This window comes from Sphingobium sp. KKT206, from assembly GCF_055640555.1.
The window spans coordinates 987,392-1,002,340 of sequence record NZ_CM145765.1 but is presented as its reverse complement, the minus strand read 5'-3'; the positions used below and the strand labels follow the sequence as shown (position 1 = coordinate 1,002,340).

Here is a 14,949-nt window from a genome sequence, read left to right as displayed (position 1 = left end):
GTCGGCTCTTGCGGCAATGGCCGCAGCTTCTAGGCTTTGCGGCAAGATACAGCGCTGCATCGTGCGGCGCATGAGGGGATTGGGGTAAGTTTATGACCCAGGTGATGAAGGGTGTGCGCGTGTTGGAAGTCGCGCAATTCACCTATGTACCGGCGGCGGGCGCGATCCTGGCCGACTGGGGCGCGGATGTCATCAAGATCGAGCATCCGGTACGCGGCGACACGCAGCGCGGATTTCTCAACATGGGCGGGGTGACGCTGGATCCGCTGCGCCACACGTTGTTCGAACATCCCAATCGCGGCAAGCGCAGCGTGGGGATCGACCTGTCCACGCCCGAAGGCCAGGAGGTTTTATATGAGCTGGCCAAGACGGCGGATGTCTTCCTGACCAACTATCTGCCGCAGGTACGCCAGAAAAACCGGTTCGATGTCGAGCATATCCGCGCCGTGAACCCCGATATCATCTATGCCCGTGGCAGCGCGCTGGGCGACAAGGGACCGGAGCGGCTGGTCGGCGGGTTCGACGGCACCTGCTTCTGGTCGCGCAGCGGCGTCGCCTATGCGATGACGCCTGAAGCCCTGCCGGGTCCGTTGACGCAGGGTATCCCGGCCTTTGGCGATTCGATCGGCGGCATGTTCATTGCAGGCGGCATTTCGGGCGCGCTGCTGCATCGCGAGCGCACGGGCGAGGCGACCGAGGTGGACGTATCGCTGCTGAGTGCCGCCTGGTGGGCGTCGGGCGCGCTGATATCGCAGGTGATGGAGACCGGGATCGAAACGCGCAATCCGATGCCGACATCGGGCGGGTCGCTGCGCAATCCGTTCATGGGCAATTTCCGCACGTCCGATGGCGGCACGATCAATCTGTGCATGGTCAGTCCAACCGGCCTGATCCGCGATACGTTCGAGCATGTCGGTGCGCCGGAAGCCGCGGACGATCCGCGCTTTAAAGACGTCTTGTCGCTGATCGAGAATGCGGGTGCGGCGAGCGACATATTGGTCAAGGCCTTTGCCCAGAAGCCCTTTGCCTATTGGCGCGCGCACCTCAAGACCATGAAGGGGCAATGGGCGCCGGTGCAGAGTTTCAGCGACCTGCTGACCGACGAACAGGCGCTGGCCAACGACATGATCATCGAGGTCGAGGGTGCCGATGGCAGCGGCAAGCCGCTGCGGCTGGTGCGCGGACCGGTGCAGTTCGATGGCAAGCCGCTGGAAACCACCCGCGCGCCACAGGCGTCGGAGCATACCGAAACGGTGCTGATGGAAATGGGCATCGAGTGGGACAAGATCGAACAGTGGAAAGCCAGCGGCGCGATCGCGTGAGGCTTGGAACAAAGGCGACCAGTGCAATGAAACCGGGAACGAAATTGAAGAGCGCGGCATGCGACACCGAAGTCATGGTGATCCGTTGCGGCGAGGGAGCCATCGAATGCGGCGGCGCGGCGATGGGCGAGGCGAAGCCGGAAGCGGTCGGCACGCCGTCGGCCGATTTCGCCGCTGGCACGTTGATGGGCAAACGCTATGTCGATGCGGCAGGGACGTTCGAATTGCTGTGCGTCAAGCCGGGCAAAGGATCGCTTTCGGTCGACGGCGTGGCCTTGCAGGTCAAGGACGCCAAGCCCCTGCCCGCGTCGGACTGAATGACAGACCGATGAACATCGCCCTCTTCCTGGAAATGACGGCCGACGCCGCACCCGACCGGATCGCTTTGGTGTGCGATGGCGCGCGCTGGACCTATGCTGACCTGCTGGCGGGCGCGCGCGGCGCGGCTGCGCTGATCCGGCAGAGCGAGGTCGCGCATGTCGCACTGCTCGACGAAAGCAGCGAGGCGGCGGTCATGGCGTTGTTCGGCGCGGCGCTGGCAGGCGTGCCTTATGTGCCGCTCAACTATCGGCTGGCGGATGCGGATCTGGGGGCGCTGCTGGCGCGGATCAGCCCGGCGTTGATCGTCGGGGATGGCGCGCGGGTGCGGCGGCTATGCCCGGATGCCGCCAATATCATTGTGTCGCGCGCGGATTTCGTCGCGCAGGCCCAAACACTGGCGGGCGATGCGCCGGTGGAAGCGGACGCGGGCGACGATGTCGCGATCCAGCTGTTCACCAGTGGCACGACCGCCGCGCCCAAGGCCGCGATTTTGCGTCATGCCAATCTGGTCTCCTATATCCTTGGCACGGTGGAGTTCGCCGCTGCGCCGGAAGAGGATGCCGCGCTGGTCAGCGTGCCGCCCTATCATATTGCGGGGATCGCGGCGTTGCTGAGTTCCATTTACGCGATGCGGCGAATCCTGATGCTGCCCGCCTTTGCACCCGACGCCTGGCTGAACCTCGCGGCGGTGGAGCGAGCGAGCAATGCGTTTGTCGTGCCGACCATGTTGGCGCGGATCATCGAGGCGATGGGCCAGATGGTCGCCAAGGGTGCGTCGCAGCCGGACCTGTCCGCGCTGCGGGCGATCGCCTATGGCGGTGGCAAGATGCCGACCGAGCTGATCCACCAGGCGCTCGACCTGTTTCCGACGACCGGCTTCACCAACGCCTATGGCCTGACCGAGACGAGTTCGACCGTCGCGCTGTTGGGACCGGATGAGCATCGCGCGGCCCATGGGTCGGACGATCCGGTGGTGCGGGCGCGGCTGGGATCGGTGGGGCGGCCGTTGCCGACCGTGGAGATCGAGATACGCGACGAGGATGGCCAAGTGCTGCCGCCGGGCGTGCCGGGCGAAATCTATGTGCGCGGCGAGCAGGTGTCGGGCGAATATCGCGAACGCAGCGCGCTTGACGCCGATGGTTGGTTTCCGACTCGTGACGCGGGCTATATCGATGCGGACGGCTATCTGTTCCTGTCGGGGCGCGCGGATGATGTGATCGTGCGGGGCGGCGAGAATATCTCGCCCGGCGAGATCGAGGATGTGGTGATGACCCATCCCGCCGTGGCCGAGGCGGCGGCGGTCGCCATTCCTTCGCATGAATGGGGCGAAGCGGTGGGCCTGATCGTAGTGCCGCGCGCAGGCCATAGCGCGCCGGACGAGGACGAGCTGAAGCAGATGGTACGAGCGCGGCTGCGGTCATCGCGGGTACCAGAGCGGGTGCTGTTCACCGATGCCCTACCCTATAATGAGATGGGCAAGCTGCTGCGGCGGGAAATCAAGACGCTGTTTTCCCGCTGAAGCGCAACAAGCGGACAGCGAATCGGACAATGGTTACGGCTTTTTGCGCCGGGGTTGCTGTGCATTTTTCTTCGGAACCGAACGGTGACCGGCAGCTCCATTGCTCTGGAAACCTGTACGGAACGTCTATTTTTATAGTAATAATTCAGATGGTTGTGAGGATTTCTGGCTGCTTCCACCTGCCCAATTGGGCAAAATAAACGAGAGTATCTCATTTTTAATTGACAGGCCTGCCCCGGTAGTGAACAACTGTGTTCATAAACCGAAGGAGAGGACCATGGCTCAAATAGAGTCCAACAAGGCAAAGATCGCCAAGCGCGTCATCGAAGTGCTGGAATTCTTCGATGAAGATCATCCGCAGGCTACGGTGATGGACATCGTCCGTCGTTTCGACCGGCCTCAGTCCAGCACGTCGGAATTGCTGTCGAGCCTGGTTGACCTTGGCCTTTTGCACAAAGATCCCTGCTCGCGTTCCTATTCGCCCACGCCCCGCGCCGCGATGCTGGGGGCCGCCGTGCAGCCCAAGCTGGTGCGCGATGGCGTGCTGACCGGGCTGATCGATCGCCTGTCGGCGCAGACGGGCCTGGGCGTTGCGGTGTTCGGCATGGTGGGCCTGAAGGTCCAGGTGTTCAACTGGCGGGCCGGCACGCGCACCTTCCGCACCGCCGGAGCCGCCGGTTTCTGCGGCGGCCAGCAGGATCATCTGTCCGACAGCGCGGCGGGATGGCTGATGCTCTCGACCGTTCCGCAGCCGCGGCGCGACGGCATGATCCGCCGCCTGAATGCGGAAGCCACGCCCGATCGCAAGTTCATACCCGCCGACATGAGCGCACAGGTGCTGTCATGCCGGGAGCAGGGCTTTGCCAGTGGCAAGGTCGGCTTCGGGTCGATCGCGGATGTAACGGCCGTGCTGCTGCCCAACATGCCCGAAAGCCAGCCGCTGGCCATTGGTTTCGTCTACGAGCCATCGGACCAGATCGATGCCGACAGCCTGTTGCGGACACTGAATGAAGCGGTGCGTCGCTGCGTGGAGGAACCGGCGCCCGCGCCCGTTTCCCCGCTGTTCGATGGCAGCCGCCAGCCGATGGAGATGAAGCATGGCTGATGTGAAGGACAAGACCGACAGCGAAATGGCGCAGGCCGCCAAGAAATATTGGTCGGCCGAAGGCTATACCGAAGGCGGCGTGATCCGCGAGGTGGATTATGCCACACAATCGGGCGGGTTGGACCCATCGCTGGCTGGCATCAAGATCGTCGACACCGACACGCATATCACCGAAGCACCCGACCTGTTCACCTCGCGCGCGCCGGCCAAATATAAGGGCAAGGTGCCCTATGTGAAGCAGGACGCCGACGGCGTCGAACGCTGGTATGTCGGTGACCGCAATTTCGGATCGATGGGTGGCAACGTCATTCGCGCCGACAATAACAAGCTGTTGGGGCGGCTTGCTTTCCCCAAGCTGGAGCAGGCGCATCCGGGCGGCCACCTGATCAAGGAACGGTTGCAGGCGATGGACGATATGGGCGTCTATGCCCAGATCGGCTTCCAGAATTCGGGCGTGACCCAAGCCGGGTCGTTGATGTCGCTGGGTGACCCCGACCTCGCGCTCGCCATCGTGCAAATGTATAATGATGCATCGGCCGAATATCAGCAGGTGTCGGGCAACCGCATCTTCAACATGGGCCACCTGCCCTTCTGGGACCAGAAGGCGTTGGAGACCGAGGCGCGGCGTTGCTACGACATGGGGATCAAGGGCTTTGTCCTGCCCGATACGCCCGAACGTGTCGGCGTGCCGAGCTTCATGCACGATTATTGGACCCCGTTCCTGGAGATGTGCGAAGCGACCGGCATGCCGCTCAATTTCCACCTCAACAGTGCGGTCGACCCCAATACGCTGACCTGGGACGGGTTCGGCTTCGAGCAGACGCTGTCGGTGGTGGCGACGATGTTCTCGATCGGCAATGCCGCGACGCTGGGCAATTGGATGGTGTCGGGCCGGCTCGATCGCCATCCCAAGCTCAAGATCGGCCTTATCGAAAGCGGCATGGGCTGGCTGCCCTTCGCGATCGAGGCGCTGGAGCATCAGTTCAACGAGATGCTGCCGAGCAAGGCCAATATGCTGCATAAGCGGCCGTGGGAATATTTCCGCGACCATTTCTGGGTCACCTTCTGGTTCGAGAAGGTCGGTCCCAAGCTGCTGCTGGAAACCATCGGCGTGGACAAGGTGATGTTCGAAACCGATTTCCCGCATCCCACCTCGCTCTATCCCGGCGTGCAGGCGCATGTCATCGACGTGCTGGGCGGCTATGATTTCGAGGTCAAGAAGAAGGTCCTGCAGACCAACGCGACAGGCCTCTACAACCTGCCCTTCTGATAGCGAAGGGACGATATGGGGCGCGCCTTCCCTCTCCGGCGCGCCCCTTTTTTTCGTCTATCGCGGGTGGAAGGCGTGACCATCGAAATGGTCGAGCGGGGTCGGCGACGCACCGCTGAAATCGATGACCTGGCCGACGCGGCGGGCGTGAACGGCATTGTCCGGCTGGAAGGTGAAGCAGTTGGGCGGCACCTTCGTCGCGGTGGATTGCCGCTCCATAGGAATCAGGCGGCCATTGGCGAGGATCGTGCCCCATTGCAGCAGGCGGGCGGCTTCGCGCTGCGGGTCTTCGAGGCTGTCGATCCAGGGGCGCAATTTCAGGAGCGATTGGCCGGCGATGGCGGCCGGGGCTTCCAGGATATGCTGGCGATGCGTTAGCCTGAGCAGTAGCGCGCCGTCGCGCCGGATTTCCGCGACCGCCAGGCCATCGACGGGGTCGCAAGCGACGATGTCGTAGAGGATCGGTTCATCGTCCGCCGCATGGGCGGCGGCCAGTACGGCCAGATCGTGCAAATGGGTGCAATTGGCCTTTTTTTCTCCCCGCGCCGCGACATCCACCAGTGCGACACCGGTGAAGGTCGCGGCCAGCACAGCAGGCGCGCCGGGACAAGTGGTCCAGGGTACGCGCTCCATGAGGGAGTCGACGCCAGTGACGTGCGTGCCGTCATGGCGCAGGGTGACGGCCATGCAATGATAGTCATCCTCGACTGCGGCGATGACCGCCCCCTCAGAAGGCGTGACGCGGAAACGCCGCCGGAAGCCCGGCAGCGCGTCGAGCGTAGCACTGTCCATGACAGGCTAGTCCTTGGCCAGCAGCAGCGCCGCCGCCATGGGGCCGCCGCCTGACGTGGCGATGGCGACGCGGGGATCGCCGCCGATCTGGCGTGCGCCGCCCTCCCCACGCAATTGGACGACCGATTCATAGGCGAAGCCGAAGCCGTGGAGCCGGCCCCAGCCAAGCTGGCCGCCACCGGTATTCATCGGCAGCGCGCCATCACGGGCGATGCGGGTGCCGCCTTCGAGGAATTGACCGCCTTCGCCGATGGGACAAAAGCCCAGCCCTTCGAGCCAGGTGATGGGCTGGAAAGCGAAGCCGTCATAGAGCTGGACGGTATCGACATCGTCCACCGTGTAGTCCGTGTTCTTCCACAGGTCGCGCCCGGTGGCATAGGCGCCCGCCCATTCGGCCTGGTCCCAGCTATAGCGTTCGACCGAACCCGCGCTCGCGGCGATGCGGATGGGTGTCGCCTTCACGTCGCCAAGCGCGTCGCCCGCCGAGACGATCACCACGGTCGAGGCATCGGTGAAGCGGTCGCAATCATAGAGGCATAAGGGCGAACTGATCATCCGGGCGGACATATAATCGTCCATCGTTAGCGGCTTTTTGACCAGCGCGCGCGGGTTGAGCGTGGCATTGGCATGATCGTTCAAAGCAACCTGCGCCAATTGCTCGCGGGTGAGGCCATAGCGTTTCATATGGCGCATCGCGAACTGCGCGGTCCAGTTGGCGGCGGAGAAGGCACCGAAGGGCGAGACCCATTGGGAATTGCCCGACACATCCTTGCGCCGTTCCATCGGCGGGAACTCCTCCGGGCGGGCAAGCGCGGCGGCTTCATAAACGGTGCGGAAGCAGAGGACGTGGCGGGCGAGGCCTGCCTTCACCGCATTGGCGGCTTCGATGATGGCCCCCAATTGCGCGGTCGATTCCGCCGCACCGATATGCCAACGGGTTTTCAGCCCCAGCACTTCGATCAGGTCGTCCGAACTGACGGGCGAGAAGCCGAGGAAACTCGGCATCTTGCCGGGATAGGTGGCGACGCCATCGATCTGATCGAGCGTCAGCCCGGCGTCGGCGATGGCTTCGCGCACGGCATCGACCGTGAGCAGCAGCGGCGAGCGGGTCAGGCGCACCCCGACCTCCGACATGCCGATGCCGCTGATATAGGCTTCGCGTTGCGCCATGGTCAGGCGACCTTTTCGAACAGGGGGAACCAGATGCCGTCCTGTTCCTCGAACACGACCTGCACGCGATCATCGATATCGACCGCATCGACCGGGCTGCCGACGATATTGGTGGTGAGGTACACGCCGGGCGCATCGTCCAGCTTCACCCGCGCGATGACGAAGGGCACCTCCATATCCTTGGCCCAGGCCTGGTGATTGATAGTGTAGGTGTCGATGATGCCCGTGCCCGCCACCGCATGGGGCGCGACATTTTCCGACTGGCAATGGCGGCACAGCTCGCGTGGCGGATGGGTATAGTTGCCACAGTCACCGCATCGGGTGATGTGCAGCTTCCCCTCCGCCCCGCCAGTCCAGAAGGCGCGGTTGTCCCGGTCGAGACGCGGGCGCGAACGCTGCCAGGCCATGGATCAGACGTCCCAGACCAGGTGCATGCTTTCGATGCCGATGACATGGCCGCCATGGAAGACCGGCGGATGATCGGGATCGAGCCGGAATTCGGGCATGCGTGCCAACATTTCCTCATAGAGAACCTGCAGCTCGACACGCGCGAGATGCGAGCCGAGGCAGCGATGCGGGCCGACGCCAAAGGCGATGTGGACGTTGTTTTCGCGATCGAGATCATAGACGTCGGGCTGCGGAAATTCCTTTGCGTCTAGATCGGCGGCAGGCAGGAACAATTTGACCATGTCGCCGGGCATCATCTTGGCCCCGGACAGTTCGACGGGGCGCTTCACGACCCGCATCGGCACGGTGAAGGTGTAGCGGCGCAGCATTTCTTCAGCCGCTTCGGCGATCAGCTTGGGTTCGGCGCGCAGCTTGCGCTGAAGATCGGTGTCCACGGCCAGACCGCGCATGGCGAGGCCCATGCCGTTCATCACCGTGTCGAGCCCGGCAATGAAGAGCAGCACGCCGTAATTTTCCATGTCGGCGAGCGTCGTCGGCTGGCCATCAATTTCCAGCTTCCAGAGCATGGAGATGATGTCGTCGCGCGGATTGTCGCGCCGGTCCAGCAACGTGTCGCGCATGGCCGCCGCGATCGTTTGAAGGCGACGCATCGAGCCTTCGCGATCGCCGTCGATCGCTTCCATATGCTCCTTCACGATGGCGCGATATTCGGGCAGCCGATCGAGCGGCAGGCCGAGCATCTTGAGGAACACCTGTACCGGCAAAGGTTCAGCCACCGCGCTCATGAATTCGCAGCGGCCATCAGGCTTGATCGCCTCGATCAGGTCGCCGGCCAGCTCGCGGATGCTGTCGCGCAGCGCCGAGATGGTCTTGGGCGAAAAGACTTTTTGCAGCGGCTGGCGATATTTGGTGTGTTCGGGCGGATCGAGCGTGATCGGGATCGGCTGGGGAATATGCGGCGCGCCGGGCGGCAGCGAGGCAAGCATCGCCTTCATCTTGTCCTGCGGCACAAATTCGCTGGAGAAGGCTTCGGTATCGCGCGACGCCTCATAATTGGCGGCATGCGTCAATACCATCCAGCCGCCGCCGTTGCGCGGGGTCCAGAATACCGGCGGCGCGTTGCGCAGCAGGTCCATGATGCGGACATGCGGATCGTCGAGCAGGCCGGGATCGGCATGGATGTCGAAATCATAGACTAGTGCGTCGGGCACATGGGCGGGTTTCGGGGCGGCGGGGCTGAGGGCGTGATCCATGCAAGTCTCCGGCAAATCTGTTTATCATTTATCCCGGTTTCGCGCGCATGGAGCATAAAGGCAAATGCGTCGCGCAGCCCCGGTCCATATACCGCTCCGACGATTGCTGGCTGGGACGCCTCCCTTGCGTATCGTGGCGGCGATTGAGCGGTTGGACATGTTGATCGGTCTCCCAATCTCCTTTCTAAGGAAGACAAGTATCGCTGGAGTGGCTGCATGAAGATCCGCATCGAAAAGGCCGGTTGCGTGGGCAATGCCCGCTGTGCCGCCGTGTCCGCAACCCTCTATCCGCTGGACGATGACGGCTATATCCAAACCGAGGGCTTCACTGTTCCCGAAGGCATGGAGAAGGCCGCCAGAAATGGCGCGAGGGCCTGCCCCGAACGCATTATCTTCGTTGAAGAAGAGGATGGCCGCATCAGCTGGCCCCCGGCGGCCAAGGCCTGACATTCCCATATAATCGGAGAGTATGATGAGCGACCTGTTGGGTTACAAAGGCAAGCGCGTGATCGTGACCGGCTGCTTTTCGGGCATGGGGGAAGCGACCGCGAAACTGTTGCTGAGCCTCGGCGCGGAGGTGCATGGGCTGGACTATAAGGACAGCGCGCTGCCGCTGGCGTCTTTCCACAATGTCGACCTGCGCGATCCGGCCTCGATCGACGCGGCGGTGGCAGGCATTGGCGGCAAGGTGGACGCGCTGTTCAACTGTGCGGGACTGCCGCAATCCTTTCCAGCGATGGACGTGATGAAGGTGAACTTCATCGGCCTGCGTCATTTGACCGAGCAGGTCTTGCCGCTGATGGGACCGGGTGGCGCGATCGTCAGCATCGCGTCCACCGGCGGGATGGGGTGGAGCCGCCGGATTCCGACCAATATGGAATTCGTCACCACCAAGGGGTTCGACGCGGCGATCGCCTGGTGCGAGTCCAATATGGACACGGTCAAGGAGGGCTACAGCTTCTCCAAGGAGAATGTGATCGTGTGGACCCAGTATATGGGCGCGCATTTGATCAAACAGGGTATCCGCATCAACTGCACCCTGCCCTCCCCCACCCAGACGCCGATGATGGCGGCGTTCGAGGCGACGTCGGGCAAGGATGTGGTCGCCGCCGCCGCCGAGCCGATGGGGCGCTATTCGACGCCGGAAGAGCAAGCGGCGGGGCTGGTGCTGATCAACAGCGATCTGGCGAGCATCGTCAATGGCGTCGTTTTCCCGGTCGATGGCGGTTTCATGGGCGGGGTCGCCACCGGACAAGTGGACCTGAGCGTCATGATGCGCCGGTCCGCGCCTGCGCAGGGTTAGGGGGCAGACACGCCCACCATGTTCCCCTCCCCTTACAGGGGAGGATTGAGAGTAGAGGCATAGTCCCATGAATTTCGACCTGACCGATGACCAGGAAATGATGCGCGACATGTTCGTGCGCTTTCTGGACGAACATAGCAGCATCGCGCGGGTGCGCTCGGCGGCACCTTCGGGTTTCGATCCCGCGCTGTGGACGGGTTTGGCGGAATTGGGCGCCTTGTCGATCCGCGTGCCGGAAGAAGCAGGCGGCCTGGGGCTCGGCCTGTTCGATGCCGTGATTTTGATGGAGGAAGCGGGCCGGACCTTGGTGTCGGGGCCGCTGGCCGAAACACTGGTGGTGGCGCGGATGCTGGCTTTGCTGGGCGGCGACGCGGCGACCGACCTGCTCGGCCGGGTCATGGCGGGCGAAGCGGTCGCGAGCATCGCCTTCCATGATATCGCTACGCAACCGGTGCAGTGGATCGGCGGAGGTCAGGTGGTGCAGGCTGTCGTGGCGCGGCGGGGTGACGACATCCTTCTGATCGACGTGCCGGACGGCGCGCGCGTGGCGGAGGAGAATTTGGCCGATACGCCGATGGCACAAATCGACCTTGGCGCCTTGCCGCAGGTCGTGCTGGCGTCCGGCGCGGACGCCGTTGCGACCTTCGCCAGCGGTATCGAGGAATGGAAACTGCTGATCGCGGCTGGCCTAGCCGGGATCGGGCGCGAGGCGTTGAAGCTGGCGGCGGCCTATGCGTGCGAGCGCAAGCAGTTCGATCAGTATATCGGCCAATTTCAGGGGATTTCCCACCCCCTCGCCGATTTGCTGTGCGATGTCGACGGCGGCAAGTTCCTGGTGTGGAAGGCGATCCGCGACATTGCCGATGGCGCGCCGGAGGCGGGAGCGGCGATCAGCATTGCCGCCTGGTGGAACAGCGATGCGGCGGGCCGGGCGGTGGCACAGGCGCTGCACACATTTGGCGGTTATGGCCTGACCACCGAATATGATATTTTCCTGTTCAACCTGCGCGCCAAGGCCTGGCCTTTGTTGCTGGGCGATCCGCAGCGGTTGATCGGCGAGGCCGGGCGACGACTCTATGCAGGCGAGCAGGCGGCCTTGCCTGATGCGGGCGACATGTCGGTCAATTTCGATCTGGGCGAAGACGCGCGCGCCATCACCCAGGAGATAGAGGATTTCTTTGCCGCCCATGTGACGCCGGAAATGCGCGAGGCGTTTCATTATAGCTGGGAGGGCTATAACCCCGTCCTCAACCGCAAATTGGCGGCGCAGAATCTGCTCTATGTGGGCTTGCCGCAGGATGTCGGCGGGCGCGGGCTTTCCGCCTATGAAAAGACCGCCGCGATGGATGCGTTCGAAGCGGAGGGTTATAATAATCCGGCTGCGAATGTTACGCAGATGGTCGCGCTGATCGTCCATCGCTTTGGCAGCGAGGAATTGAAGGCGGCGATCCTGCCCGAAATCATGCGCGGCGAAGTCATCTGCTCGCTGGGCTATTCCGAGCCGGGCGCTGGGTCCGACGTGTTCGCCGCGCAGTGCCGCGCGACGCAGGAAGCCGATGGTAGCTGGCGGATCGATGGGACCAAGATGTTCACCAGCGGGGCGAACCTGTCGACCTATGTGCTGATGCTGTGCCGGACCAACCCGGACGTGGCCAAGCATAAGGGGCTGACCATGTTCATCGTGCCGCTGAAGGCCGAAGGCGTGACGATCCAGCCGGTCCATACTTTTCAGGACGAGCGCACCAACATCACCTTCTATGACGGAGTGAAGATACCCGATAGCTGGCGGCTGGGCGCGGTCGACGGCGGGGTGCGGACGATGAGCGCGAGCCTGGAACTGGAGCATGGTGGCGGCTTTGCCAAATATCAGCGCGCGATGCTGCATGCGGCCGAAACGCTGTGCCGGGAGATACAGTGCGATGGCCAGCCGTTGATCGCCGACGCCGGGGCGCAGGCGCGGCTGGCGCGCACCGCGGCCAATCTGTGGGCATCCGAACTGATCGCCTTCCGCGCCAATTGGGCAAGCATGGAGAAGAAGCCGAACCTGGCCTATGGACCGATGGCCAAGATGTTCAGTTCCGAGAAGTTCCAGAGCGATGCACGCGACTTGCTGGACCTGACCGCGCCCTTGTCCCTGTCCAAGCGCAAGGGGGCGGCGGCGGAGATCAACATGTTCTACCGCCACGCGCAGGGCGCGACCATTTATGGTGGGACAAGCGAGGTCCATCGTTCCATGATCGCCGAGCGCGCGCTGGGCCTGCCGCGCACCCGCGCCTGAAGGATGACGATATGAGCGACGCCCCGCATCTGCTCACGCAGGACCAGGACGGCATCCTGATCGTAACTTTGAACCGGCCCGACAAGTTGAACGCCCTGTCGGCGCAGACGATGGCGCTGTTCGAACAAGCGCTGTTGCGCTTTCGCGATACGCCGGAATTGCGGGTGATGCTGATCCGCGCGACCGGGCGCTATTTCTGTTCGGGCGCGGATTTGAAAAGCGGGACCAACCCTGACTATCCGCGCACCCCGTCGGGCATTCGCGAAAATCATCGGCTCAACCTCAACGGCATGCAGCGCATCTATGACGAGATGGAGCATATCGAAAAGCCGATCGTCAGCGCCATTCATGCGACCTGCGTCGGTGGTGGGCTGGAAATGGCGCTGTCGTGCGATTTCCGGCTGGCGGCGAAATCCGCTGCCTTTTCCTTTCCCGAAGGCTTGTTCGGGGTATTGCCCGCGTCCAATGGCGTCAGCCGCCTGACGCGCATCTGCGGGCCGCATTGGGCGCGCTGGCTGATCATGGGCAACCAGAAGGCGGATGCCGACCGCGCCCTCGTCATGGGGCTGGTGCATGATGTTTTGCCCGATGAAGGGTTTGACGAAGCGGCGCTGGATTTCTGCCGCCACCTGACCAAGCAGAATGCCGAGCAGATGGGCGCGGCCAAGATCGCGATCGAACTGGCGGCCGAGGTCGGCCCCTCCATGGGGCGGCATGTCGAGCGCATGGCGAACAGCGCGCTGATGCTCAACCCGGCCTATCTGGAGGGCATGGAACGCTATATGAAAGGCGTGGGCAATAAAAAAGACTGAGGGCAAGGGTGTGAGATGAACGGTTGGGCACGCCGACCGTTACGCAACGATGCTCCATTTCTCCGCGCCCGAACCCTATATCCTTTGGCTAACTGGCGCGGGGGTGTTGATTGCCCTGGTCGCCTGGCTGCCGTTGGCGTTGAAGAAACTGCCCCTGTCATTGCCGATCATCTGCATCGGGATTGGTGCGGCCGTTTTTTCCATTCCCGCCGTCACGCTGCGGCCGATGCCGCTGGATTATCCCGACATTACCGAGCGATTCACTGAGTTCGTGGTGATCATCGCGCTGATGGGGGCGGGGTTGAAGCTGGACCGGGCGTTCAGTTGGCGGCGCTGGGGGGTGACCTGGCGATTGCTGATCGTCACCATGCCGATCAGCATCGTGGCGATCACCGCGATCGGCGGGTGGGGACTGGGCCTGCCCTGGGTCGCGGCGCTGCTGCTGGGTGCGAGTCTGGCGCCGACCGATCCCGTACTCGCCGCCGATGTGCAGGTGGGGCCGCCCAAGACGGGCGAGGAAGATGAGGTGCGGTTCGGCCTGACGTCCGAGGCGGGGCTGAATGACGGGCTGGCCTTTCCCTTCGTCAATCTGGCGCTGGCGCTTGGACTGGCGGCATCGGTCGGTGAGCCATGGGCGCAGAAATGGGTGCTGGAAAGTGTGTTATGGGAGATTGGCGGCGGTGTCGCGGGCGGCTGGGTGATCGGCAAGGTCTTCGGTTGGCTGACCTATCATGTTCCGGCGGAAACGAAATTGTCGAAGACGGGCGATGGCCTTATCGCCATTGCCGCCACGTTCGTCTCCTATGGGCTGACCGAAATCATCAACGTCTATGGCTTCCTGGCCGTCTTCGTCACGGCCTTGACGCTGCGCAGGTCGCAGCATGACCATGATTTCAACCATGCCATGCACAATATCACGGAGCAGATCGAACGGTTGGCGATGATGGTGGTGCTGATCCTGCTAGGCGGCGCGCTGGCCAACGGGTTGCTGAGCGCATTGCGATGGACGGATGTGGCGGCGGCCTTTGCCATCATCCTGATCGTTCGGCCGCTGGCGGGTCTGCTGGCTATGATCGGGTTCCGGGCTGCGTGGCCGGAGAAGCTGACTTTGGCCTTTTTCGGCATTCGTGGCGTCGGGTCATTCTATTATCTGGCCTATGGGCTCAATCATATGCCGTTGGAGACGGGCGAGCGGCTATGGGCGATCGTCGGGCTGGTTGCTGTGCTGTCGATCCTGCTGCATGGGCTGACCGTGACACCGGCGATGCGGCTGCTCGACCGGAGCCGCGGGCGCGATCCCGATGAGCCCAGCCCAGACCCGGACGCGACGCCAAGCGGGGCGCACTAATCTGTATCAGTCCGATTCCCGTGCGACGGGTGCGACCAATTTTGGGGT

14 protein-coding genes are annotated in these 14,949 nt (G+C 63.2%); 10 read left to right on the top strand and 4 right to left on the bottom strand.

Translation table 11 applies throughout. From position 1 onward, the window contains the following. Positions 1–92: 92 nt before the first annotated feature. The 5 genes from ACZ2HM_RS22610 to ACZ2HM_RS22590 all read left to right on the top strand — a co-directional run bounded on the left by ACZ2HM_RS22610 (position 93) and on the right by ACZ2HM_RS22590 (position 5,537). A complete protein-coding gene (locus ACZ2HM_RS22610) occupies positions 93–1,322 on the top strand; it encodes a CaiB/BaiF CoA transferase family protein (protein WP_037476725.1) in 1,230 nt (409 codons plus the stop codon). 26 nt (positions 1,323–1,348) lie between these two features. Continuing rightward, on the top strand, positions 1,349–1,639 hold the full coding sequence (locus ACZ2HM_RS22605; RefSeq protein ID WP_037476724.1) for a hypothetical protein: 291 nt from the start codon (positions 1,349–1,351) through the stop codon (positions 1,637–1,639). Positions 1,640–1,650: 11 nt separating this feature from the next. Further along, positions 1,651–3,162 (top strand): class I adenylate-forming enzyme family protein, encoded by a 1,512-nt coding sequence (locus ACZ2HM_RS22600; protein ID WP_037476722.1) that lies wholly within the window; start codon positions 1,651–1,653, stop codon positions 3,160–3,162. Between the two features lie 277 nt (positions 3,163–3,439). Further along, positions 3,440–4,267, top strand: a complete 828-nt coding sequence (locus ACZ2HM_RS22595) for a helix-turn-helix domain-containing protein (RefSeq protein WP_052027718.1) — start codon at positions 3,440–3,442, stop codon at positions 4,265–4,267. Continuing rightward, entirely contained in the window at positions 4,260–5,537 is a 1,278-nt protein-coding gene (locus ACZ2HM_RS22590; RefSeq protein WP_037476721.1) for an amidohydrolase family protein, read from the top strand. Before ACZ2HM_RS22595 ends, ACZ2HM_RS22590 begins: the two co-directional genes overlap by 8 nt. A gap of 57 nt (positions 5,538–5,594) precedes the next feature. On the opposite strand, the gene ACZ2HM_RS22585 is transcribed toward ACZ2HM_RS22590, so the two are convergent. From ACZ2HM_RS22585 to ACZ2HM_RS22570, 4 genes are read right to left on the bottom strand one after another with little or no spacing between them, the layout of a single operon-like run. Beyond that, positions 5,595–6,329, bottom strand: a complete 735-nt coding sequence (locus tag ACZ2HM_RS22585) for a DUF2889 domain-containing protein (RefSeq protein WP_037476720.1) — start codon at positions 6,327–6,329, stop codon at positions 5,595–5,597. A 6-nt stretch (positions 6,330–6,335) separates the two neighbouring features. After that, on the bottom strand, positions 6,336–7,505 hold the full coding sequence (locus tag ACZ2HM_RS22580; RefSeq protein ID WP_037476719.1) for a thiolase family protein: 1,170 nt from the start codon (positions 7,503–7,505) through the stop codon (positions 6,336–6,338). Further along, entirely contained in the window at positions 7,502–7,906 is a 405-nt protein-coding gene (locus ACZ2HM_RS22575; RefSeq protein ID WP_037476718.1) for a Zn-ribbon domain-containing OB-fold protein, read from the bottom strand. Before ACZ2HM_RS22575 ends, ACZ2HM_RS22580 begins: the two co-directional genes overlap by 4 nt. Before the next feature lie 3 nt (positions 7,907–7,909). Next, entirely contained in the window at positions 7,910–9,160 is a 1,251-nt protein-coding gene (locus ACZ2HM_RS22570) for a cytochrome P450 (protein ID WP_333971543.1), read from the bottom strand. A 216-nt stretch (positions 9,161–9,376) separates the two neighbouring features. Between ACZ2HM_RS22570 and ACZ2HM_RS22565 the strand changes: the two genes are divergently transcribed. The 5 genes from ACZ2HM_RS22565 to ACZ2HM_RS22545 all read left to right on the top strand — a co-directional run bounded on the left by ACZ2HM_RS22565 (position 9,377) and on the right by ACZ2HM_RS22545 (position 14,901). Continuing rightward, complete coding sequence (locus ACZ2HM_RS22565) at positions 9,377–9,607, top strand: ferredoxin (protein ID WP_037476715.1); 231 nt, start codon at positions 9,377–9,379, stop codon at positions 9,605–9,607. A 25-nt stretch (positions 9,608–9,632) separates the two neighbouring features. Beyond that, a complete protein-coding gene (locus ACZ2HM_RS22560) occupies positions 9,633–10,463 on the top strand; it encodes a coniferyl-alcohol dehydrogenase (RefSeq protein ID WP_069064358.1) in 831 nt (276 codons plus the stop codon). Between the two features lie 67 nt (positions 10,464–10,530). Next, on the top strand, positions 10,531–12,741 hold the full coding sequence (locus ACZ2HM_RS22555; protein WP_037473538.1) for an acyl-CoA dehydrogenase: 2,211 nt from the start codon (positions 10,531–10,533) through the stop codon (positions 12,739–12,741). A gap of 11 nt (positions 12,742–12,752) precedes the next feature. Next, on the top strand, positions 12,753–13,553 hold the full coding sequence (locus ACZ2HM_RS22550; protein ID WP_313921912.1) for an enoyl-CoA hydratase/isomerase family protein: 801 nt from the start codon (positions 12,753–12,755) through the stop codon (positions 13,551–13,553). 49 nt (positions 13,554–13,602) lie between these two features. Further along, positions 13,603–14,901 (top strand): cation:proton antiporter, encoded by a 1,299-nt coding sequence (locus ACZ2HM_RS22545; RefSeq protein WP_037473541.1) that lies wholly within the window; start codon positions 13,603–13,605, stop codon positions 14,899–14,901. Positions 14,902–14,949: the final 48 nt, after the last annotated feature.